This window comes from Microbacterium sp. CFSPD4_SD4, from assembly GCF_057364585.1.
Window position 1 is genome coordinate 190,612 of record NZ_JBNFOC010000002.1, and the last position, 19,146, is coordinate 209,757.

General features: G+C 70.9%; 22 protein-coding genes. 14 read left to right on the forward strand and 8 right to left on the reverse strand.

The genetic code is table 11. From position 1 onward, the window contains the following. The first annotated feature begins 1 nt into the window (after nt 1). Nucleotides 2-709, forward strand: a complete 708-nt coding sequence (gene pnuC / locus AC2W7E_RS04950; RefSeq protein ID WP_485988658.1) for a nicotinamide riboside transporter PnuC — start codon at nt 2-4, stop codon at nt 707-709. A gap of 74 nt (nt 710-783) precedes the next feature. Continuing rightward, complete coding sequence (locus tag AC2W7E_RS04955) at nt 784-2,148, forward strand: LLM class flavin-dependent oxidoreductase (RefSeq protein ID WP_485988659.1); 1,365 nt, start codon at nt 784-786, stop codon at nt 2,146-2,148. A gap of 70 nt (nt 2,149-2,218) precedes the next feature. Here AC2W7E_RS04955 and AC2W7E_RS04960 read toward each other — a convergent pair whose 3' ends face one another. After that, nucleotides 2,219-2,395 (reverse strand): hypothetical protein, encoded by a 177-nt coding sequence (locus AC2W7E_RS04960; RefSeq protein WP_025102796.1) that lies wholly within the window; start codon nt 2,393-2,395, stop codon nt 2,219-2,221. A 9-nt stretch (nt 2,396-2,404) separates the two neighbouring features. Then, nucleotides 2,405-2,770: a DUF4406 domain-containing protein gene (locus AC2W7E_RS04965; protein ID WP_485988660.1), complete on the reverse strand. Its 366-nt coding sequence runs from the start codon at nt 2,768-2,770 to the stop codon at nt 2,405-2,407. 54 nt (nt 2,771-2,824) lie between these two features. On the opposite strand from AC2W7E_RS04965, the gene AC2W7E_RS04970 reads away from it, so the two are divergent. Next, nucleotides 2,825-3,574 (forward strand): DeoR/GlpR family DNA-binding transcription regulator, encoded by a 750-nt coding sequence (locus tag AC2W7E_RS04970; protein ID WP_085605240.1) that lies wholly within the window; start codon nt 2,825-2,827, stop codon nt 3,572-3,574. Here the strand turns inward: AC2W7E_RS04970 and AC2W7E_RS04975 are convergent. Next, nucleotides 3,507-4,307, reverse strand: coding sequence for a MerR family transcriptional regulator (locus tag AC2W7E_RS04975; protein ID WP_485988661.1), 801 nt, complete (start codon nt 4,305-4,307; stop codon nt 3,507-3,509). The genes AC2W7E_RS04970 and AC2W7E_RS04975 overlap by 68 nt on opposite strands. A 67-nt stretch (nt 4,308-4,374) precedes the next feature. Here AC2W7E_RS04975 and AC2W7E_RS04980 point away from each other — a divergent pair, with 67 nt between their 5' ends. From AC2W7E_RS04980 to AC2W7E_RS05010, 7 genes are all read left to right on the forward strand, one after another. Then, on the forward strand, nt 4,375-4,827 hold the full coding sequence (locus AC2W7E_RS04980; protein WP_485988662.1) for a DUF6194 family protein: 453 nt from the start codon (nt 4,375-4,377) through the stop codon (nt 4,825-4,827). 5 nt (nt 4,828-4,832) lie between these two features. Beyond that, complete coding sequence (locus AC2W7E_RS04985; protein WP_485988663.1) at nt 4,833-5,366, forward strand: putative immunity protein; 534 nt, start codon at nt 4,833-4,835, stop codon at nt 5,364-5,366. Nucleotides 5,367-5,484: 118 nt separating this feature from the next. Continuing rightward, a complete protein-coding gene (locus AC2W7E_RS04990; RefSeq protein ID WP_025102802.1) occupies nt 5,485-6,162 on the forward strand; it encodes a response regulator transcription factor in 678 nt (225 codons plus the stop codon). Beyond that, nucleotides 6,155-7,480: a sensor histidine kinase gene (locus tag AC2W7E_RS04995; RefSeq protein ID WP_485988664.1), complete on the forward strand. Its 1,326-nt coding sequence runs from the start codon at nt 6,155-6,157 to the stop codon at nt 7,478-7,480. Before AC2W7E_RS04990 ends, AC2W7E_RS04995 begins: the two co-directional genes overlap by 8 nt. A 169-nt stretch (nt 7,481-7,649) precedes the next feature. Further along, a complete protein-coding gene (locus AC2W7E_RS05000; RefSeq protein WP_485988665.1) occupies nt 7,650-7,913 on the forward strand; it encodes a hypothetical protein in 264 nt (87 codons plus the stop codon). Nucleotides 7,914-7,963: 50 nt separating this feature from the next. Further along, nucleotides 7,964-8,539, forward strand: a complete 576-nt coding sequence (locus AC2W7E_RS05005) for a hypothetical protein (RefSeq protein WP_485988666.1) — start codon at nt 7,964-7,966, stop codon at nt 8,537-8,539. Between the two features lie 28 nt (nt 8,540-8,567). Beyond that, a complete protein-coding gene (locus AC2W7E_RS05010; RefSeq protein ID WP_025102805.1) occupies nt 8,568-8,795 on the forward strand; it encodes an RNA-binding S4 domain-containing protein in 228 nt (75 codons plus the stop codon). Here the strand turns inward: AC2W7E_RS05010 and AC2W7E_RS05015 are convergent. Further along, nucleotides 8,735-9,727: a DMT family transporter gene (locus tag AC2W7E_RS05015; RefSeq protein WP_485988667.1), complete on the reverse strand. Its 993-nt coding sequence runs from the start codon at nt 9,725-9,727 to the stop codon at nt 8,735-8,737. The genes AC2W7E_RS05010 and AC2W7E_RS05015 overlap by 61 nt on opposite strands. 32 nt (nt 9,728-9,759) lie before the next feature. Here AC2W7E_RS05015 and AC2W7E_RS05020 point away from each other — a divergent pair, with 32 nt between their 5' ends. Then, a complete protein-coding gene (locus AC2W7E_RS05020) occupies nt 9,760-10,365 on the forward strand; it encodes a TetR/AcrR family transcriptional regulator (protein WP_378868694.1) in 606 nt (201 codons plus the stop codon). Here the strand turns inward: AC2W7E_RS05020 and AC2W7E_RS05025 are convergent. Next, nucleotides 10,362-10,838, reverse strand: coding sequence for a hypothetical protein (locus AC2W7E_RS05025; protein WP_485988668.1), 477 nt, complete (start codon nt 10,836-10,838; stop codon nt 10,362-10,364). The genes AC2W7E_RS05020 and AC2W7E_RS05025 overlap by 4 nt on opposite strands. A gap of 91 nt (nt 10,839-10,929) precedes the next feature. Between AC2W7E_RS05025 and AC2W7E_RS05030 the strand changes: the two genes are divergently transcribed. Continuing rightward, a complete protein-coding gene (locus tag AC2W7E_RS05030) occupies nt 10,930-11,562 on the forward strand; it encodes a winged helix-turn-helix transcriptional regulator (RefSeq protein ID WP_062765801.1) in 633 nt (210 codons plus the stop codon). 9 nt (nt 11,563-11,571) lie between these two features. Here AC2W7E_RS05030 and dnaB read toward each other — a convergent pair whose 3' ends face one another. Then, complete coding sequence (dnaB, locus tag AC2W7E_RS05035) at nt 11,572-12,945, reverse strand: replicative DNA helicase (RefSeq protein WP_025102810.1); 1,374 nt, start codon at nt 12,943-12,945, stop codon at nt 11,572-11,574. 516 nt (nt 12,946-13,461) lie between these two features. Between dnaB and AC2W7E_RS05040 the strand changes: the two genes are divergently transcribed. Next, on the forward strand, nt 13,462-14,526 hold the full coding sequence (locus AC2W7E_RS05040; RefSeq protein ID WP_485988669.1) for a hypothetical protein: 1,065 nt from the start codon (nt 13,462-13,464) through the stop codon (nt 14,524-14,526). Nucleotides 14,527-14,628: 102 nt separating this feature from the next. After that, complete coding sequence (locus AC2W7E_RS05045) at nt 14,629-16,332, forward strand: hypothetical protein (RefSeq protein WP_485988670.1); 1,704 nt, start codon at nt 14,629-14,631, stop codon at nt 16,330-16,332. 206 nt (nt 16,333-16,538) lie between these two features. Here AC2W7E_RS05045 and AC2W7E_RS05050 read toward each other — a convergent pair whose 3' ends face one another. Both AC2W7E_RS05050 and AC2W7E_RS05055 read right to left on the reverse strand, forming a co-directional pair. Then, a complete protein-coding gene (locus AC2W7E_RS05050) occupies nt 16,539-16,904 on the reverse strand; it encodes a cupin domain-containing protein (RefSeq protein ID WP_485988671.1) in 366 nt (121 codons plus the stop codon). A gap of 16 nt (nt 16,905-16,920) precedes the next feature. Then, a complete protein-coding gene (locus tag AC2W7E_RS05055; RefSeq protein ID WP_485988672.1) occupies nt 16,921-19,056 on the reverse strand; it encodes a CapA family protein in 2,136 nt (711 codons plus the stop codon). Nucleotides 19,057-19,146: the final 90 nt, after the last annotated feature.

Genomic DNA, 19,146 nt, shown 5'->3' on the forward strand with positions numbered 1-19,146 from the left:
GATGGGCTTCCTGCAGTGGCTCGTCGACGCCTTCTCCTCGTCCTGGGTGCTTCCGGGTGGGCAGACGCTCCTGGTGCGTGAGGTCGTCGGGAACGCGTTCGGACTCGCGAGCGCCCTCGGCGGCATGCGGCGCAAGGTCTGGGCGTGGCCGGTCGGTATCGTCGGCAACCTCCTGCTGCTCACGGTGTTCCTCGGATCCGCGCTGAGCCCCGATCCCTCGCTCCCGCATCTGCTCGGTCAGGCCGGGCGGCAGATCATGTTCATCGCCGTCGCGATCTATGGATGGGTTCGCTGGCGGAATGCCGACGGCGGTCGTATCGTGCCGCGGTGGGCGCCGACCGGGGCCCGCATCGGTCTGGTCGTGGTCCTCGTCGTCGGGACCGTGGCGCTCACCCCCCTGTTCCGCGCCCTCGGTTCGTGGGAACCGGTCTGGGCCGACGCCTGGACCTTCGTCGGGTCACTGCTCGCGACCTACGGCATGGCCAAGGGCTGGACCGAGTTCTGGCTCATCTGGATCGCCGTGGACGTGGTGGGGGTGCCGCTGCTGTTCAGCTCCGGCTACTACGCGACCGGCCTCATGTACGTGTTCTACGGCGTCTTCACGGCGGTCGGGTTCGTGATCTGGTGGCGAGCGCAGCGACAGGCCGCACACCCGATCGAGATCCTCCCTCCCGACCCGAGCCCCCGCCGTCCGGACGACGAGGCCTGAGCCGCACCACGGATTGTTTCCGTGCGTGTCGATCCCGCTCGCCCCGGCCCCGTCCGGTCCCGTTTCATGGGGGCATGACCCGGCAGATCCGCTTCAACGCGTTCGACATGAACTGCGTCGCCCACCAGTCGTCCGGCCTCTGGCGGCATCCGGAAGACCGCTCGCGGCAGTACAACACCCTGTCGTACTGGACCGACCTGGCGAAGCTGCTGGAGAGCGCGACCTTCGACGGCATCTTCATCGCCGACGTCCTGGGCACCTACGACGTCTACGGCGGCACGAACGAGGCCGCCATCCGCAACGGCGCCCAGGTGCCGGTGAACGACCCGATCCTCCTGGTCAGCGCGATGGCCGCGGTGACCGAGCACCTCGGCTTCGGCGTCACGGCCGGCACCGCGTTCGAGCACCCCTACCCGTTCGCTCGACGACTCAGCACGCTCGATCACCTCACCCAGGGCCGCGTCGGCTGGAACGTCGTGACCGGCTATCTGCCCAGCGCCGCGCGGAACATGGGCCAGGAGGACCAGCTCGCCCACGACGACCGCTACGACCACGCGGACGAGTACGTCGAGGTGCTCTACAAGCTCTGGGAGGGGTCGTGGGAGGACGACGCGGTGGTGGAGGACCGTGAGCGCGGCATCTTCACCGACCCGTCGAAGGTGCACCCGATCCGGCACGAGGGGAAGCACTTCAGCGTTCCCGGCATCCACATCTCGGAGCCGTCCCCGCAGCGCACCCCGGTGATCTACCAGGCCGGCGCGAGTCCGCGCGGGGTGCGGTTCGCGGCGGCGAACGCCGAGGCCATCTTCGTCGCTGCCCCGTCGAAGGAGGTGCTCGCCGGCACCGTGAAGCGCATCCGCGACGCCCTCGAGGCCGCGGGGCGCGATCGCTATGACGCCCGCATCTACACGCTGCTGACGGTGATCACCGCGGCGACGAGCGAGGAGGCGTCCGCGAAGCACGCCGAGTACCTCTCCTACGCGAGCCCGGAGGGGGCGCTCACCTTCATGTCGGGGTGGATGGGCGTCGACCTGTCGCAGTACGCGGAGGACGAGCCGGTCGGGAACGTCGAGTCGAACGCGATCCAGTCGGTGCTGCAGCACCTCAAGGAGGAGGCCGACCTCGGTCGCGAGTGGACGGTGGGCGACTTCGGGCGCCACAACGCGATCGGCGGGCTCGGCCCGACGATCGTCGGCTCCGGGGTCGAGATCGCCGACGAGCTGCAGTCCTGGGTCGAGGAGACCGACATCGACGGCTTCAACCTCGCGTACGCGGTCACTCCCGGCACCTGGCAGGACGTCATCGAGCACGTCATCCCGGTGCTGCGGGAGCGGGGCGCCTACCCGGAGGAGTACGTGCCCGGCACACTCCGCCACAAGCTGCACGGCCGCGGCGACCGGGTCCAGCCCACGCACCGCGCCGCCCAGTACCGCCTCTGACCCCCTTCAAGTCGCCCACTTTGCTGCAAAACCGGCCGTTTTGCCGCAAAGTGAGCGATTCGGAGGCAGGTCAGTCGGCGTCGCGGGTGAAGAGGCTCCGCAGCACGAGGAAGACCACCACGGCGACGACAGCGACGATGGCGAGCTTCGCGATGAACCAGAGCACCGAGAACAGCGCGCTGACGATCCACCACGCGATCACGACGGCGAGGATGACGCCGAGGACGGTCCAGATGTTCTTGGTCATGCCTCCAGCCTACGGAGTCGACGCTGCGGGGATCTCGTCGAGCGATCGGTAGACGGGCAGCCCGAGCTCGTGGGCGATGGCGACGTCCTGGTCCGCGCCCGCCGATTCCCCCGGCAGACGGAGCACCGCATCGCAGTGCAGGAGCAGTCGGCGGGCGGTCTCGTACATGACGTCGCCCTCGCCGGAGTCGGCGTGCTCGAGGGTGCGCAGGACCGGCAGCGCGACCCACTCCCCGATCATCGGCACGTGGCCGAGGCGGAAGATCGGACCGGACGCCTCCTCCAGGCGCGCCAGATTCCGAGCGATCAGGGCGGGGTCGCCGTCGGTGCCGGAACGGTAGGGACCCGCGATCAGGATCAGGAGTGGCTTCATCATGGAGACGACTGTAATCTGAATCGTGCATAAACGTGCAACTTCGTGAGGAATCGTATGCTCGCTGCTCAGCGCAAGGACCACCTGCTCGCCGTGCTCGCCCGCGAGGGACGGGTCGTGGCGAAGGCTGCGGCCGATGACCTCGGAGTCTCGGAGGACGCCATCCGCCGCGACCTCCGCGAACTCGCTGAGGAGGGGAGGCTCCAGCGCGTGTACGGCGGCGCGCTGCCCATCGCCGCGGCCGATCGCCCGGTGCGGGAGCGCCACGATCTGGCGACCGAGAGCAAGGAGCGGGTCGCCCGCCAGGCGGTCACGACCATCCTCCCCGGATCGACGATCGTGCTGGATGCCGGAACCACCACGCTCGCAATGGCGCGACTGCTTCCCTCCGGCACCGACATCACGGTCATCACCCCGAGTCCTGCCGTCGCCCTGGCCGTCGCCGAGCACTCGGATGCGCGCGTGATCATGATCGGCGGCGAGCTCGCCCGGCACTCCCTCGTCGCCGGAGGGGGACTCGCGATGGAGGCGATCCAGCACCTCGCCGCCGACGTGTTCTTCGTCGGCGTCACGGGCGTCGACCCCCGACACGGTCTCACGACGGGCGAGCTCGACGATGCCGTCACCAAGCGGGCGATCGCCTCTCGATGCGCCGCGACGGTCGTGCTGGCCAGCGACGAGAAGATCGGCGCCGCCTCGCGCTACCCTGTGCTGCCGTTCGAGGCGGTCGCCGCGGTCATCACCGACCCGCTCGACGAGAATCCGCTGATCCAGGATGTGCTGGCGCAGATCCCGGCGCGGGCGTGAGCGACGAACCCGCCTCCTCCGCGAGGCGTTCCGTCAGCAGGGCGTGCAGGTGACCTGCCGCCGCGAGAAGCGCGACGCTGCGGCGCGTGAGGTCGGCCAGCCGCTCCGCGAGGATGCGGTGAACTTCTTCGGTGTCACCATGCGCGCGCACCTCGTCGATGATGCGCGAAACGGCGGGGATGCCGTAGCCGCCCGAGCGCAGAGCGGCGGCGATCCGCGCCTCGGTGATCCCGAGGGAGTCATAGGAGCGCACCGATCCCGCACGACGACGGGGGCGCACGAGCCCTTCTCGCTCCCAGTGCCGCAGCGCGGAGGACCGGACGCCGAGCGCCTGGGCGAGTTCGCCGATGGCCATCGCATCGTCCTCGACGAACGGGTCGTCGGCCTCCGCCACCGCGTCCTCGAGTCCGCGCAGGGCCGCGCGCACCCGTGAGCGTTCGAGGGCGAGATCCGCGTGCAGAGTGTCGATCTCCTCCGCCGCGTGCTCGACCGATCCGCCGATGAGAGCGGGCATCAGTCGACGCGCGGGTACCGGACCGAGCGCCGTCGCCAACGCGCGATAGGCGCGCAGCGCCAGGGCATGCGGCCTCCGATACCGCCGGTACCCGTTCGCACCGCGCTCTGCGGCGGGGAGGACACCGAGGCGCTCGAGGTCGCGCACCTGCTGTGTCGAGTAGTCGACCAGCCGTCCGAGCGCCGCCGTCGTCATCACCTGCTCTTGAGGGTTCTGCACGTGCTTCCTCGTCTTTCCGGGCCTTGCGTCCACATAAGCACATCAGCCTCAGCATTGAAGGATGGATATGCAGGAGATCATCGAAGAGGTCCGCTCGTTCGACGGCGTGCTCGTCGTGGCCCCGGAGGCAGGTAGCGACTTCCCCGAACTGTCATGGGGAGACGCGTACTTCTACCACGCGCCCGACGGCCGGATGCCGGAGCACACGCAGCCGTACGGGACGATCATCACGAAGGACTATCCCGACGACACGTCCTCGGCGCTGGACGCTCCAGAGCGCTTCCGGGTGAACATCCACGTCGGACGCGAGCACGCGGAGTCGATCATCGCGGCGGGGTCTCTCACGGGCGGCGACACCGACCCGACGGCGGTCGACGTCTTCCGCCCCCACCCCCTGTACGGCGACGCCGGCTGGGTGTGCGTGATCGATCCCGCAGAGGCGACGGCGGGTACCGTGCTCGCCCTTCTCCGGGAGGCACACGAGGCGGCACGTGCGCGCACCGAACGACGGGCGAGGTGAGTCCCATGTCGACTCCTCAGGGCATGACCGAGGCCGACCGCCGGATCGTCGCGGTGTGGGCGGCCGACTGCGCCGAGCGCGTGCTGCCGCTGTTCGAGAGCGAGGCCCCGGACGACGACCGTGCGCGCGATGCCATCGCCAGGACGCGCGCCTTCGCGCGGGGCGAGCTCACAGCTGCAGGCGAGATCCGTCGTCGTTTCGTGGCCGGCAGGGCCGCCCGCAGCGCCGTGACCCCTGCCGGCACCGCGGCCGCCCGCTCCGCAGCTCAGGCCGCCGGGGTCGCGCACATGGGAGCGCATGCTCTCGGGGCAGCCGCCTACGCCGCGCGAGCTGTCGAGCTGGCACACCCGGATGATCCCGACTCCCGTGCCGCCGAAGTGCGCTGGCAACTCGCGCAGCTCTCCCCCGAAGCCGCTGCAGCCCTGCGCCCCCTCCCGCCCCTGGGCACCGACCCCGCCGGCCCCCTCGGCCCCGGGCTCCTCTCCTCCGGCCCCCTCGGCGTGGTGATCCGCGAGATCCAGACGCACCTCTCGTCGTAAGTCCCTCTTCGAATCGCGCAACTGGCTGCATCTGAGCCCGGAATGGAACCAGGTGCGCGATTCGAAGCGGCCCGACCGCTTCAGCCCCGATTCAGCGACGACGCGCCACACTGGGGGGATGCGGATCCTGGTGGTGGACGACGAGGTGCGTCTGGCCGAGGGCGTGCGCCGCGGACTCGAGGCGGAGGGCTTCGCGGTCGACGTCGCCCACAACGGCATCGACGGCCTCTGGCGGGCCCGCGAGACCCGGTACGACGCCATCGTGCTCGACCTGATGATGCCCGGCATGAGCGGGTGGAAGGTGTGCGAGGCCCTGCGCGCCGAGGAGAACTGGACTCCCGTGCTGATGCTCACCGCCAAGGACGGCGAGTGGGATCAGGTGGAGGCGCTGGAGAGCGGCGCCGACGACTACGTCACCAAGCCCTTCTCGTTTGCGATCCTCGTGGCGCGGCTCCGGGCTCTCGTGCGCCGCGGTGCCGTGGCACGACCGACGATCCTGGAGGCCGGCGACCTGCGGCTGGACCCCGCCGGACACCACGTGTGGCGTGGCGAGACCCCGATCTCCCTCACGGCCCGCGAGTTCGCGGTGCTCGAGCATCTGATGCGCCACCGCGGGCAGGTGCTGTCGAAGCGCGACCTCCTGGCCGGCGTCTGGGACGACGACTTCGACGGCGACCCGAACATCGTCGAGGTGTACATCGGCCACCTCCGCCGCAAGGTCGACAAGCCGTTCGGGCGCGAGGCGATCGAGACCATCCGCGGCGCGGGCTATCGGCTGGCGGCGAACGGTGGCTAGGCGGCTCTGGCGGTCGGTCCGCGGCCGGACGACCCTGGGCGCCACCCTCGTCGTCGCAGTCGCGCTGCTCCTCGGAGCCTTCTCCTTCTACGGGGTGCTGAGCGCGAGCATCCACGGCAGCACCGAACGCGCGGCGGAGCAGCGGCTGGAAGAGCTCGTCAGCCGGCTCGACGGTCCGGGACGCCGCGGTCCGGACCAGCTCGATGACGACCTCGTGCAGCTGCTCGGGCGGGACGGAGCGGTGCGCGCGGCGAGCGAGGAGGCCGCCGATGCGCTCGGCGCCACCCCGCTGCCCGTGGACGACGATCCGCAAGTCGTCCGGATCGACGGCGAGCCGATGGTCGTGGTGTCGGAAGACGTCGAGGGCGACCAGACCCTCGTCCTCGCGGTGCCGATGGACGAGGATGCGGAGACCCTGTCGACGGTGGCGACGCTGCTCGTGATCGCCGTCCCCGCGCTGCTGCTGCTCGTGGCCGTCACGACCTGGCTCGTCACGGGGCGCGCGCTGCGCCCTGTCACCCGCATCCGTCAGGAGGTCGAGGGCATCACCGCCGAGCGCCTCGATCACCGGGTGCCCGTTCCCGACACCGCGGACGAGATCCACTCCCTCGCCGTGACGATGAACGGGATGCTCGACCGGCTCGACGCGGCGGCGACCGCGCAGCGCCGCTTCGTGTCCGATGCTTCGCACGAGCTCCGCTCCCCCCTGGCGACGATCCGTCAGCACGCGGAGCTCGCCCAGGCGCACCCGGAGGTGACCAGCATCGACGAGCTCGCGGAGGTGGTGTCCGAGGAGGGGCTGCGGTTGCAGGGCATCGTGGAGTCGCTGCTGCTCCTCGCCCGCCTCGACGAGGGTGTCACCGGGAGCACCGAACCGGTGGACCTGGACGACCTGGCCCTCGCGGAGGTGCGTCGGCTGCGGGCCACCGGGCTCGACGTCGACGGCTCCGGCATCCGTGCGGCCCGCACCGTCGGCGACCCCCGGCTGCTCGGCCAGCTGCTGCGGAACCTCGCCGACAACGCCGCGCGGCACAGCAACGGCCGGGTGGCGATCGGGGTGGAACCGCAGCCGCAGCACGTCGTGCTCACGGTCGAAGACGACGGCACCGGCATCCCGCCGGAGGAGCGGGACCGCATCTTCGAGCGCTTCGTCCGGCTCGATGAGGCCCGCAGTCGCGACGCGGGAGGCAGCGGGCTCGGTCTCGCGATCGCGCACGGCATCGCCACCGCCGCCCACGGCGCGATCACGGTGGACACCTCCCGGTGGGGCGGCGCCCGCTTCACCGTCACCCTCCCCCTCGCCGGCCCTCTCTCCTGACCGACCGCCCGGGCACAGTTTCGGAGATCCCCGACGACACCCCGGTCATAGCCGACGCACGGCGGCGTGTCGTTCCCGAGCTCCGAAGTCGGGCCCGAGATATCGGTTCCTGAACGGGGCTTCAGGAGGCTTCAGGGTGGCTTCAGCGGCGTCGGGAGACCATCGAAACATGAACGACAAGACTCCTGCTCCCGACCAGAACCCCACGCCGGACGAGAACGACACCGCGGGTCAGAACGCGGCACCCGCGGTCCCGAGCGCGGGCCAGGACCAGCACGCCGGACAGGACTCCCCCGCCGGTCCCGGCACCACCGCCGACGCCCCGACGGTCCCGGTCGCACCGACCCCGCACCGACCCCCGGCCCTGCCGCCGCCCCGGAGGCACCGGTCGCCGCGACCCCCGCCACGCCCGGACGCAAGCGCGCGCTCCTGATCGGCGGCGGGATCGCGGCCGCGGTGCTGCTCGCCGGCGGAGGCGTCGCGGTGGGTGCCGCGATCGGCGACGAGTTCGGCGACGACGACGACCGCCCCGCCATGGAGGGCCCCCGACACGAGGGCGACCACGGCCCGCGCGGTGACCACCGCGGCGATGAGGATGCCCGCCCGAGCGGAGACCGGGGCGACCGCGGCCCTGTCACCGGCATCGGCACCGACGACGTCGACGAGCTCCTCGCGATCGCCGCCGCCGCCCAGGACGCCGCCGAGGGCGAGGTCACCTCGATCGACGCGAAGCGCGACGGAACGTGGGAAGTGCAGCTGACCACGTCCGCCGGGGACGAGACCGAGGTGCGCGTGGACGACGACCTCACCGCGACCGTGGTGTCGACCGACGCCGCAGACGACGACGACAAGGGACCGACTCTCACGCTGGACGAGGAGACCATCCGCACTCTCGTCGACGCCGCCCTCGCCGAGGCCGAGGGGATGATCACCGACCTCGATGTGGAATCCGACGACGTGAGCCCCTACGACGCCTCCGTCCTCACGACGGACAACCGCTCGATCGACATCTCCTTCGACGCCTCGTTCGCGGTCGTCGGCACCGACGTCGACGAGTGACCGCGGCCCTGACGGCTAGCATGCAAGGATGACGAACTCCGATCCGATCGACGAGGTCTCCATCGGCGGCGAGGTCATCCGCCTCGGCCAGTTCCTCAAGTTCGCGGGACTGCTGGACTCGGGCGGCGACGCGAAAGAGGTCATCATCGACGGCTACGTCACCGTGAACGGCGAGGTGGACCGGCGCCGCGGGCGTCAGCTCCGCGACGGCGATGTGGTGACCTTCGAGGGCCGGGCGGTCCGCGTCCGGCCCTGACCCGGCATCGCGGAGCCTCCCTCCACCTCCGCGCCCCGGTTCCGCGCCTCGCTCACGAGCACCGCGGTCACCCCGGCGCCGCACAGCACGAACCCGCCGAGCGTGATCGCCGTGAGGGGTTCGCCGAGCAGCAGCGCCCCGCCGATCGCGGTCGCCGGGGCGACGAGGAAGAACAGCGCCTGCAGTGCGGTGATGCCGACCCGGCGCAGCAGCCACCAGTAGAGGCCATAGGCGCCGAGCGTGGGGAAGACGGCGGTCAGGACCACGGCGATCCAGAACGACGGTCGCGCCGGCGGCACGAGTGCCCCGGCGAGCGCGGCGATGACGAGAAGCAGCACGGCGGTCACGCTCACGTGGATGGTCAGGGTCAGCAGCACCCCCGTACGCACGGCCGTCCGCCGCTGCACCAGGGTGCCGATCACGAGGCAGACCATCGCCGCCGCCGGAAGCAGATACGCGACCAGCGGCGCGGAGCCCGCGCCGAACTGGGACTGCACCACGAGCAGCACCCCCACCGCCCCGATCACCAGTCCCGCCACCTGGGCGCCGCGCACACGGAGGCCCAGCACCGGCCCGACCAGCACGGCGACGAGCAGCGGCTGGACCGCGTCGATCAGCGCGACGGTGCCGGTGGCGATCCCTGCGGCGACGGCTGCGTACACCGCAGCGCAGTACCCGAATTGGGCGAGCGCTCCGATGACCGCTTGGACACCGAGCTCCCGCGCGGTCATCCCCTTCGCCGCTCCGGACACCGCGACAAGGGTCACGAGCAGGACGGCGAGGGGCGTGAACCGCCAGACCAGGAGCGTCAGCGGGTCGACGTCCGCGGTGGCGACCGCGGGGATGAGGAATCCCGAGCTCCACGTGAGGACGAAGGCCACCGCCGCACCCGCGGTCACGACCCGGGAGAGTATACCGATCTGTTTACTCATCCCGTCACTATACAGGTTGGTATACTCGCTGCATGTCGACAACCGTGCCGGAGCTGCCGCCGCTGACGCCCGGGGCGCGCCGCGTGCTCGACGCCGCCTCCGACCTCTTCTACGAGCGCGGCATACACGCCGTCGGGGTCGACACCATCGCCGCTGCGGCCGGGGTGACGAAGAAGACCCTGTACGACCGCTTCGGATCGAAGGAAGCGCTCGTCGTGTCCTACCTGCAGCACCGGGACGCCCGCTGGCGGGATCACGTCGCCGCTCACCTCGCACGGGTCCCGGAGCCGGGGCACGCCCGCGTGCTCGCGATCTTCGATGCCGCCATCTCCTGGGTGCCGGACCACAGCACCAAGGGATGCAGCGCCATCAACGCGCGCGCCGAGATCGACGGCCCCGGGGACGCCCCGCTGGTGCTCGCCGAGGCTCGTCGCGAGAAGGAGTGGCTGCTCGCGGTCTTCGCTGAGCTCTGCGGTGAGGCCGGGTTCCACGACCCGGACCGGCTCGCCGAGACGCTCATGCTCCTCTATGAAGGCGCGATCGTCACCGTCGGCATGGGGACGTTCGCGGAGCCGTTCGCGACCGCTCGGGACAGCGCGCGCCGACTGCTGGAATCCGCTGCGTCCGACGCGTCCTAAACGTCGGTCGTCGAAGAGGACGCGCGCGGCGGAAGCGCCGCACGCACCGTGACCACGAGGAACGCCACGAGCAGCACCACCATCGTCACGTCCGCGACGATGTAGGCGTAGTGCGCGCCATCCGTTCCCGGAGCCTCCTGCCCTGCGATGACGAGGTCGCTGCGCCGATTGAGGATCGGGCGGATGACGATGACCTCGACGAGGAACACCAGCCACAGCCCGCCGAGCAGCAGAGCCGAGGAGCGCCCGGCACGGGCACGGACGCTGACCGCCGTCAACACGAGGAGCACCGCTCCCGCGAGGACGTTGAGGGCGGTGAACACGAGGCGACCGATGCCGAGACCCAGCGGGATCGTGATTCCGGGAGCCAGGAACTTCAGCGGTGCCTCCAGGAACGAGATCGCGATGATCGCCCCGAGCAGGAAAGCGGGCAGCAGCAGGCGCAGCGCCGTCACCGTGCGTCCACCCGTCATGGCCTCAGGCTAACCGGGCGGTCCGCACCCCGGGCGACGGGTGACCGTGGAAATCGGCCCCTCGCTCCACGCTCAGGGGATAATGGGTAACATGCCACGTCCTACCGACGCCTACCGCGGACTCATGCAGAGCAGTCGGCTGCGGGTCCTCGCCGCCTTGATGGACACTCCGGGAATCGGCCTCGCCGAGCTCTCCCTCCGCATGGGCCTCCACGTGAACACGCTCCGCGACCACCTCCGCGTGCTCGAGGGCGAGGGCCTCGCCCGGTCCGAGGTCGAGCACACCGGTCGGCGCGGAAGACCACGGCTGCGCTTCTCCCCCGTGCTGCCCAGCGAGCCGAACGAGATCGAGGAACGGCGGGTCCAGGAGGCGATCCGTCACGGCGACCTCATGCGCGCGGTGCTCCCGGCGACGCGATCCGGGCTCCCGGAGGCCGCGACGCATCAGCTCGACGCGCTGTTCCACCACCTCGACGACGTGGGCCTGCAGCCCGACATCGACGAGAAGGCGATGACCGTCGACCTCTCCCCCTGCCGCTTCCACACGCTGCTGACCGATGACCAGACCGTGGTCTGCCGGGTGCACGAGGAGCTCATGAAGTCGGTGCTGGCGAGAGCGGGCGGACCCGTGGAGATCGAACGCGTGATCCCGTTCACGAGCGCGCACTCCTGCCACGTCCGGCTCAGCCTCCGCGAGGAGTCGGCGTCCGACGCAGGACGCTGACGCCGGGGGTCAGTTGAAGTCGCCGCCCGGCGCCATGTCGGCGAACCGGGAGTAGTGCCCCTGGAAGGCGACGGTGATGGTCGCGGTCGGACCGTTACGGTGCTTGGCCACGATGAGGTCGGCCTCGCCGGGACGGACGTCCTTGTCATAGACCGAGTCGCGGTGCAGCAGGATGACCATGTCGGCGTCCTGCTCGATCGATCCGGACTCTCGCAGGTCGCTGATGGCGGGCTTCTTGTCCTGGCGCTGCTCGGGACCACGGTTCAGCTGCGACAGTGCGATGACCGGGACCTGCAGCTCCTTGGCGATGAGCTTGAGGCTTCGGGAGAACTCCGAGACCTCCTGCTGACGGGACTCGACGCGCTTACCCGACGTCATGAGCTGGAGGTAGTCGATGATGACCATGCGCAGACCGGCCCGCTGCTTCAGCCGTCGGCACTTCGCCCGGATCTCGACGAGCGTCATGTTCGGGCTGTCGTCGATGTAGAGCGGGGCGTCGTTGATGCGGCCGCGGGTGGCGGCGACCGTCGTCCAGTCCCGCGGGTCGAGCGTTCCCTTGCGCATGTTCTGCAGCGGGATCGCCCCCTCGGCGCTGAGCAGACGCATCGCGATCTCGCTCTTGCCCATCTCGAGGGAGAAGAAGATCGAGGGGAAGTCGTGCCCGATCGAGGCCGCACGGGCGAAGTCGAGGGCGAGCGTGGACTTTCCCATCGCGGGTCGCGCGGCGACGACGATCATCTGCCCGCCGTGCAGGCCGTTGGTGAGCTCGTCGAGCTCGCGGAAGCCGGTGGGGATGCCTGTCATGGAACCGTCGCGGCCGTTGGCTGCCTCGATCTCCTCGACCGCGGCGTCGACCGCGACCGTGAGCGGCACGTAGTCCTCCGCCGTCTCCGAGCCGGTCACCGAATAGATCTCGGCCTGCGCGTTGTTGACGATGTCGGTCGCGTCGCCCTGGCCGTCGTAGCCGAGCTGGACGATGCGCGTCCCGGCGTCGACGAGGCGGCGGAGGATCGCGCGCTCGGAGACGATGCCGGCGTAGTAGCCGGCGTTGGCCGCGGTCGGGACGATCGACGTGAGCGTGTGCAGGTAGTCGGCGCCGCCGGCCTTGTTCAGCTCACCGGTCTTGATCAGCTCGTCGGTGACCGCGACGACGTCGGTCGGCTCGCCGTGGGAGTAGAGCGAGAGGATCGCCTCGAAGATGAGCTCGTGCTTGGGGATGTAGAAGTCGGCGCCCTTGAGCGTCTCGATCACGTCGGCGACCGCGTCCTTCGACAGGAGCATGCCGCCCAGGGCGCTCTGCTCGGCGAGGAGGTCGTGCGGAGGCGTGCGCTCGGGCGGACGCTGCCCTCCCAGGCGCTCCTCGGAGATGTCGGCGATCGACACTGTGTTCCCTTCGATGCGACGGTTCTGAGGCGGGCCCCGCGCGCGCATCCGCAGACGCCGGTGCGGGGGACCGCGGCCGCGCGGCGGCCATCCCCAGACAAGCAGGTGCCCCCGACATTCGGTCGCTCGACCACGCTATGAGCGGTCTCCACACGGTGCAACACGGCCTGTGGATAACCATGTGGACAGCGTGCGGACAATCTCGGAGTGTCTGTGCAGAACAGGTGTGGATAACCCGGTGGACGGTGTGAACGCCGAACTTTTTTTATCGCGCTGACCGGGGTTTCATCGTTTCCCCACCCTGTGGATGAAAACGAGTTTAAATTGCGCGTTGAAGGTTTCCCCTCCGGAGGGGGCATGTGTAGAACCTGGGGAAAGTCAAGCCGGAAATCCGCCGGGCGCGTCACGATCTGACACGAGAAGAATCGGATGTAAACGCCCCTGGACAGACAGGGGGTCCGCGAGTATTCTGCCTCCCATCGACACACCCGTGGACCTTCGGAGGGGGAGGACGACGTGGACGCTCGGACCACCCGACGCGGCGTACCCCACGCCGTCCTCTGGGGTGGAATCGGCGCGCTCGCCTGGGCAGCCCTGACCGTCCTCACCGGCGGCGGCTCCGCGCACGCGGACGAGCAGCCGAAGGGTCCGCTCGACAGCCTCACCTCGGTCGTATCCGAGACCGTCACCGCCGTGACGAAGCCGGTCGTGAACGACGTCGTGGCTCCGGTGGTGAACCAGGTGGCGACTCCGGTGGTCCAGGAGGTCGTCGCGCCCGTGGTGCACGAGGTCGTGGCTCCGGTCGTGACCCACACCGTCGCTCCCGTGCAGGAGGGCGCTCCCGCCGTCGTCGAGACGGTGACCGAGACGGTGACGCAGGTCCCGGTCGTCGGAGACACCGCGGCCCCGGTGCTCGAGGCGGTCGCCGAGACCACCGAGACGGTCGTCGAGCCCGTGACCGACGTGCTCGGCTCTGCACCGGTCTCACAGATCACGGCGCCCGTGCTCGACCTCGTCGGCGGCCTTCCGCTGGTCGGCGGCATCGTCGTCGACTCCGGCGCCATCGACCTGGTCGAGAACGTCGTCGGCGTCGTCGATGGCACGACCGGCCTGATCGGCGGCGTCGTCGATGAGACCGTTCCGCCGGTCGTCGAGGTGCTCACGCCACTCGAGCCGGCCGCACCGCAGACCCCGGAGGGCTCCGTCCCCGCGGGTGTGACCACGGCGCGCGACGAGATCGCCGCGCTTCCCGAGCCTGCGCCCGCACCGTCGGCCTCCCCGAGCACGGGCCAGCACTCTGCGCTCCGTACCGTGGCTTCCTTTGCAGGCCCGGTCTCCGCGACCGACTCCTCGGACGCCGGCGCCGGTGACGCCGCTCCGGTGCCGCTCGGTGCTCCTCCGGCCGCTCCGGCCGCCCCCGCCTCTTCCTCCGCCACCTCGGCCGGAGGTTCCGCCAGCGCCCCCGCTCGCCTCAGCGAGATCGGCGCCACCCCGCTCCGTGCTGGGGAGCGGGCCGCCGGCGCACGGGACGACGCCCTGCCGGGCGCCCCCGTCGCCGACACCGACGTCTCTCCCGACTGACGGACTGTCACGTCATCCCACCCGGATGACAGATGCCGTGCTGCGCGCGCACTTCCTCGCGTGCATCCCATCAGACAGACCAGTCACGTCAGGAGAACCATCATGCGTACCTACGCGAAGCGCGTCCTCTGGGGCACGCTCATCGCCGGCGGGATCACCCTGCTCGGCGCGACGGCCGCCAATGCGGCCGAGACATCCGGAGACGACGGCTTGCTCTCCGGCACCCAGGCCGTAGCGCCCATCACCGCCCCGATCACGGTCGTCGACAACGCGATCTCCGTGCTCGGCGACGCGGCATCCACGGCGCCTGCCCCGGCCCCCGCTCCGGCACCGGCACCGGCACCAGCCCCTGCCCCGGCTCCCGCCCCCGCTCCGCAGACGAGCGGCGAGGAGGGCACGGCATCCGGCACCCAAGCCGTGTTGACCGTGAACCTTCCCGTCACGGTGACGGACAACGCCATCAGTCTCACCGAAGACTCCACGACCAGCACCCCGGCCGCCGCTCCTCCCCAGAGCGCGGCTCCCCAGGCCCCTGACGCGGCCGGGGTGCTTTCCCTCGACACGGACGGCCTGGATGGTGTGCTCTCGGGCACCCAGGCTCTCGTTGCGGTCAACGCCCCGGTGACCGTGTCTGACAACGCCATCTCGCTGCTCGGCGACTCCGAGTCGGCCGCCGAGGGAGAGAGCGCCGCAGCACCGGTGCCTGCCCCGGCGACCGGGTCGAGCACCTCGGGCGAGGACGGCACCGCGAGCGGCACCCAGGTCGTCACCCCGGTGACGGCCCCGGTCACGGTGGGCGGCAACGCCATCTCGGTCCTCGGCGACAGCGAGGCCTCCGGCACCTCCGGCGGCACCGCGGCCCCGACCGCACCCGCGGCCGGCGGGAGCACCACCGGCGGTGAGGACAGCATCCTCGGAGGCACGCAGGCCGTGGCACCCGTGACGGCGCCTGTCACCGTCGGCGGCAACGCCATCTCGCTCCTCGGCGACAGCGAGGCCTCCGGCACCACCGGCGGCACTGCGACCCCGACCGCACCCGCGACCGGGTCGAGCACCTCGGGCGAGGACGGCACCGCGAGCGGCACCCAGGTCGTCGCCCCGGTGACGGCCCCGGTCACCGTCGACGGCAACGCCATCTCGCTCCTCGGCGACAGCGAGGCCACCGGCACCGGCGGCACCGCGGCCCCGACCGCACCCGCGGCCGGAGGCAGCACCACCGGGGGCGACGACAGCACCCTCGGCGGCACCCAGGTGGTCGCACCCGTGACCGCCCCCATCGGCGTCACCGGCAACGCCATCTCCGTCACCGACGACGCCACCGTCACCGGCACCACCGGCGGCACGTCCCCGACCGCACCCGCGGCCGGCGGCAGCACCACCGGCGGCGACGACAGCATCCTCGGCGGGACTCAGCTGGAGCTCCCCGTGACGCTTCCCATCACGATCGGCGGGAACGCGATCTCCGTCGTCGGCGAAAGCACGGTGACCGATCCCGGCACGAACCCCGGAACGGACCCGGGCACGGATCCGGGCACTGATCCCGGAACGGACCCGGGCACCGACCCCGGCACCGACCCCGGCACGGACCCCGGCACCAACCCCGGCACCGACCCCGGAGTGAACCCGGGAACGACGCCGAGCACCGGAGCCGGCATGACCAGCATGCCCTGGGCTGCGGGTGCCGCCGCGACGGGTGAGGCCACCGGCCTCGCGATGACCGGTGGCGCCTCGGCCGCGTGGCTGTGGGCCCTCGCCGCTCTCCTGCTGCTGGGAGGTGCGGGCCTGCTGCGCCGTCGCACGGCGTAGGCGCTGAGCCCCGGCGGCGGCGATGTCCTCGGGGGAGGAGACTCGCCCCCGCCGGTGCGCGGCAGCGTCCGCACGTGCGGTGCAGCCCTCGCTGCGCTTCCTCTGCCGAGCGTGACCGCCGCGCAATCGGCGGATGCCCCGTGGTCCCCCCACCGCGGGGCATCCGTGCGCCCGTTCTGCGGACGCACGGGACGCGATGCGGGGGCTTAGCCGAGCTCCTGGAGATCTGCCGTCATGTCGCCACCTGCGTCTCCGGTGTTGACCGTGCCCTTCGGCTCGAAGAGGATCGCGTGCACTTCTCCCTCGGCTTTCGGGCAGTGCTCGACGCCCCGGGGCACCACGAACACGTCGTTCGCGTTCAGGACGACGTCGCGGTCGCGGAGCTGGATCGTCAGGCGTCCGCTCACCACGAAGAACAGCTCGTCGGTCTCGGGATGCGTGTGCCAGACGAATTCGCCCTGCAGCTTCACGACCTTGACGTCGTAGTCGTTGACGCTCGTCAGCCGGTGCGGCTGCCAGTGCTCGTGGATGGTGGACAGGGCCTCGTGCACATTGCGAACGTCGTCCGTCATGGCCAGCAGCCTATCCTCACGGCAGGACGATCGACCCGTCGGCGTCGACGACGACAGCACTGCCCGGGAAGTCCCGCCGGCCGCGCTCGTCCATCAGGGCGCCGGCCCGACCGGTCGGATCGGGCTCCGGGGCGCCGCCGTCGGCCGCCAAGCGGATCGAGCGGACCTGTCCGCCGAGAAACGTTCCGTCGGCACGGAGACGGACCGACAGGTAGGCGCCGAAGCGCGTCTCCTCCTCGGCCCCGAAGACGCCCCCTCCCGCGAAGTTGCCCAGACTGTACGCGATGAGGCGGCCGCGGTAGAACTCCGCACCCCGGACGACGTGCGGGCCGTGCCCGACCACCAGATCGGCCCCGGCGTCGACGGCCGCGTGCGCGAACGCCTGCGGATCTCCCCGGTTCTCCCCGAAGCTGAGCTCGGTCCCCCCGGTGACCGCGTCGGCCTCCGGTCCCTCGGCGCCCATGTGCGCGTGGACGACGACGAGGTCGGCCTGCTCCGCCGCCGCACGCACGACCTGACCGACGTGACGCAGGTCGGTGACCCGGTTGAATCCCCCATAGGGCGCGAAGCCGACCAGGGCCACGGTGGTCTCCCCCACCCTCGTCACGACGACCTCGTTCCGGTCCCCGACGGCGTCCATGCCCTCCGCGCGCAGAACGGCCCTCGTCTCGTCGACGCCCTTCCGGCCGAAGTCGTGACTGTGGTTGTTCGCCTGATTGAGCACGTCGAAGCCGCGCAGCGCCGCAGCGGCATCCGGCTCGCTGCGGAACGCGAGGCAGTGGTCGCTCCCGCCGCACTTGTCGACGCCGGTGTCCGCCGCGATCACCTGCTCCAGATTGCCGGTGACGAGGTCCTCGGTGAACCAGGGGCGTACCTCGTCGAAGGTCGATCGCCCGCGATCCGCCGGGATTCCGCGCGACGCGTCGTACAGCAGGATGTCGCCCACGGCGCCGATGCTGACTTCTCCCTCGCTGGTGGCGGCGCGGTCGATGATCGCGGAAGGCCGAGCGGGGATCGCCGCTGCCGCGGTGACGGCGAGGCCGACCCCCAGCAGTGCCAGCACCGCGACCGGGGTCCGCCAGGGGACTCTGCGAGGCGCGCCGTCGACCGCGGCCCGCCGACGAGGCAGATCCCACAGCCAGGTGAGTCCGTCGCGAGCGGTGAGCCGATCGAGGCCGATACACGCGGCGACGAGAGCCGCCGTCAGCACGACCGGGAGCAGGACGGCCGCGAGCAGTTGCACCGCCTGCCCCGCGTCGGACAGCACTCCCACGAGCGCGGCGTCGGCGAGCGCGAGCAGCGGCATGTGCAGGAGGTAGATCGGCAGGGTGCGGACGCCGAGCGCCTGCAGACCCCGCCCGACCAGAGGGAGGCCCGCGAGGATCGGGGCGACCGCGATTCCCATCGCCACCCCGAGGACGGACACGGCCGGCCACACCCCGGGAACGGTCTCCGTGCCCGTCACGCGCATGACGGCGTAGGCCGCGAGGTACCCGAGGATCAGGGCCCCGGCGAGTGCGGGTCGCGGTCGAGCGGTGAAGCGACGGATGCGCGGCGCGAGGTATGCACCTCCGAGGAAGAAGAAGAGGTTGTAGAGGAGCGATCCGCGGTTGCTCACCACGTCGACCAGTCCGGCGGCCACCGCCACCGAGAGCATGCCGGAGCCCACCAGCAGGACGCCGCGCGGCAGTCGGTGCAGGCCCTTCGCGACGACGAAGTACAGCGCGAGCGCGTAGAGGTACCAGGTGTTCGGCGGGCTGATCGTCACCCCCTCCACGAACGCGGAGACGCTCCGCGGCACGAACGTCGGGAAGTCCGGGAATGCCCACATCGCGGCGGCGTGGATGAGGCTCCACAGCAGATACAGGTAGAGGAAGCGGACGACGCGGGGACGGAACACGACGGCCCACGGTCGGGCCAGCGCCGCGGAGGCGAAGTACCCGGACAGGAACAGGAACAACGGCATGAGGAACGGCCAGATGAGGTCGCTCGCGAGACCCCAGGCTCCGGGGAGGGGGATGCCGAGCCGCCAGTCGACCTGCAGGTAGGTCTTCAGCACGACGTGCCAGAACACCACGAGGACGATCAGCAGCCCCTTCGCGGCATCGCCCCAGGGCGCTCTGGATGTCGGGAAGGGGGGTGGTGTCACCATGGAATCGAGCCAACAGCACAGCATGTTGCGTCGGCGTATGAGAAATGTCGCCTGATCCTCACCTCGTCCGGATGCGCGAACGCCCCCTGT

Bases quoted from the DNA above. Each gene is read 5' to 3' on its own strand.
- AC2W7E_RS05055 (WP_485988672.1), bottom strand. From the start codon at position 19,056: ATGGTGACACCACCCCCCTTCCCGACATCCAGAGCGCCCTGGGGCGAT.
- AC2W7E_RS05050 (WP_485988671.1), bottom strand. From the start codon at position 16,904: ATGACGGACGACGTTCGCAATGTGCACGAGGCCCTGTCCACCATCCAC.
- AC2W7E_RS05045 (WP_485988670.1), top strand. From the start codon at position 14,629: ATGCGTACCTACGCGAAGCGCGTCCTCTGGGGCACGCTCATCGCCGGC.
- AC2W7E_RS04955 (WP_485988659.1), top strand. From the start codon at position 784: ATGACCCGGCAGATCCGCTTCAACGCGTTCGACATGAACTGCGTCGCC.
- AC2W7E_RS04980 (WP_485988662.1), top strand. From the start codon at position 4,375: ATGCAGGAGATCATCGAAGAGGTCCGCTCGTTCGACGGCGTGCTCGTC.
- AC2W7E_RS04970 (WP_085605240.1), top strand. From the start codon at position 2,825: ATGCTCGCTGCTCAGCGCAAGGACCACCTGCTCGCCGTGCTCGCCCGC.
- AC2W7E_RS04960 (WP_025102796.1), bottom strand. From the start codon at position 2,395: ATGACCAAGAACATCTGGACCGTCCTCGGCGTCATCCTCGCCGTCGTG.
- AC2W7E_RS05010 (WP_025102805.1), top strand. From the start codon at position 8,568: ATGACGAACTCCGATCCGATCGACGAGGTCTCCATCGGCGGCGAGGTC.
- pnuC (WP_485988658.1), top strand. From the start codon at position 2: ATGGGCTTCCTGCAGTGGCTCGTCGACGCCTTCTCCTCGTCCTGGGTG.
- AC2W7E_RS04965 (WP_485988660.1), bottom strand. From the start codon at position 2,770: ATGATGAAGCCACTCCTGATCCTGATCGCGGGTCCCTACCGTTCCGGC.
- AC2W7E_RS05020 (WP_378868694.1), top strand. From the start codon at position 9,760: ATGTCGACAACCGTGCCGGAGCTGCCGCCGCTGACGCCCGGGGCGCGC.
- AC2W7E_RS05015 (WP_485988667.1), bottom strand. From the start codon at position 9,727: ATGAGTAAACAGATCGGTATACTCTCCCGGGTCGTGACCGCGGGTGCG.
- AC2W7E_RS05000 (WP_485988665.1), top strand. From the start codon at position 7,650: ATGAACGACAAGACTCCTGCTCCCGACCAGAACCCCACGCCGGACGAG.
- AC2W7E_RS05025 (WP_485988668.1), bottom strand. From the start codon at position 10,838: ATGACGGGTGGACGCACGGTGACGGCGCTGCGCCTGCTGCTGCCCGCT.
- AC2W7E_RS05030 (WP_062765801.1), top strand. From the start codon at position 10,930: ATGCCACGTCCTACCGACGCCTACCGCGGACTCATGCAGAGCAGTCGG.
- AC2W7E_RS04985 (WP_485988663.1), top strand. From the start codon at position 4,833: ATGTCGACTCCTCAGGGCATGACCGAGGCCGACCGCCGGATCGTCGCG.
- AC2W7E_RS04990 (WP_025102802.1), top strand. From the start codon at position 5,485: ATGCGGATCCTGGTGGTGGACGACGAGGTGCGTCTGGCCGAGGGCGTG.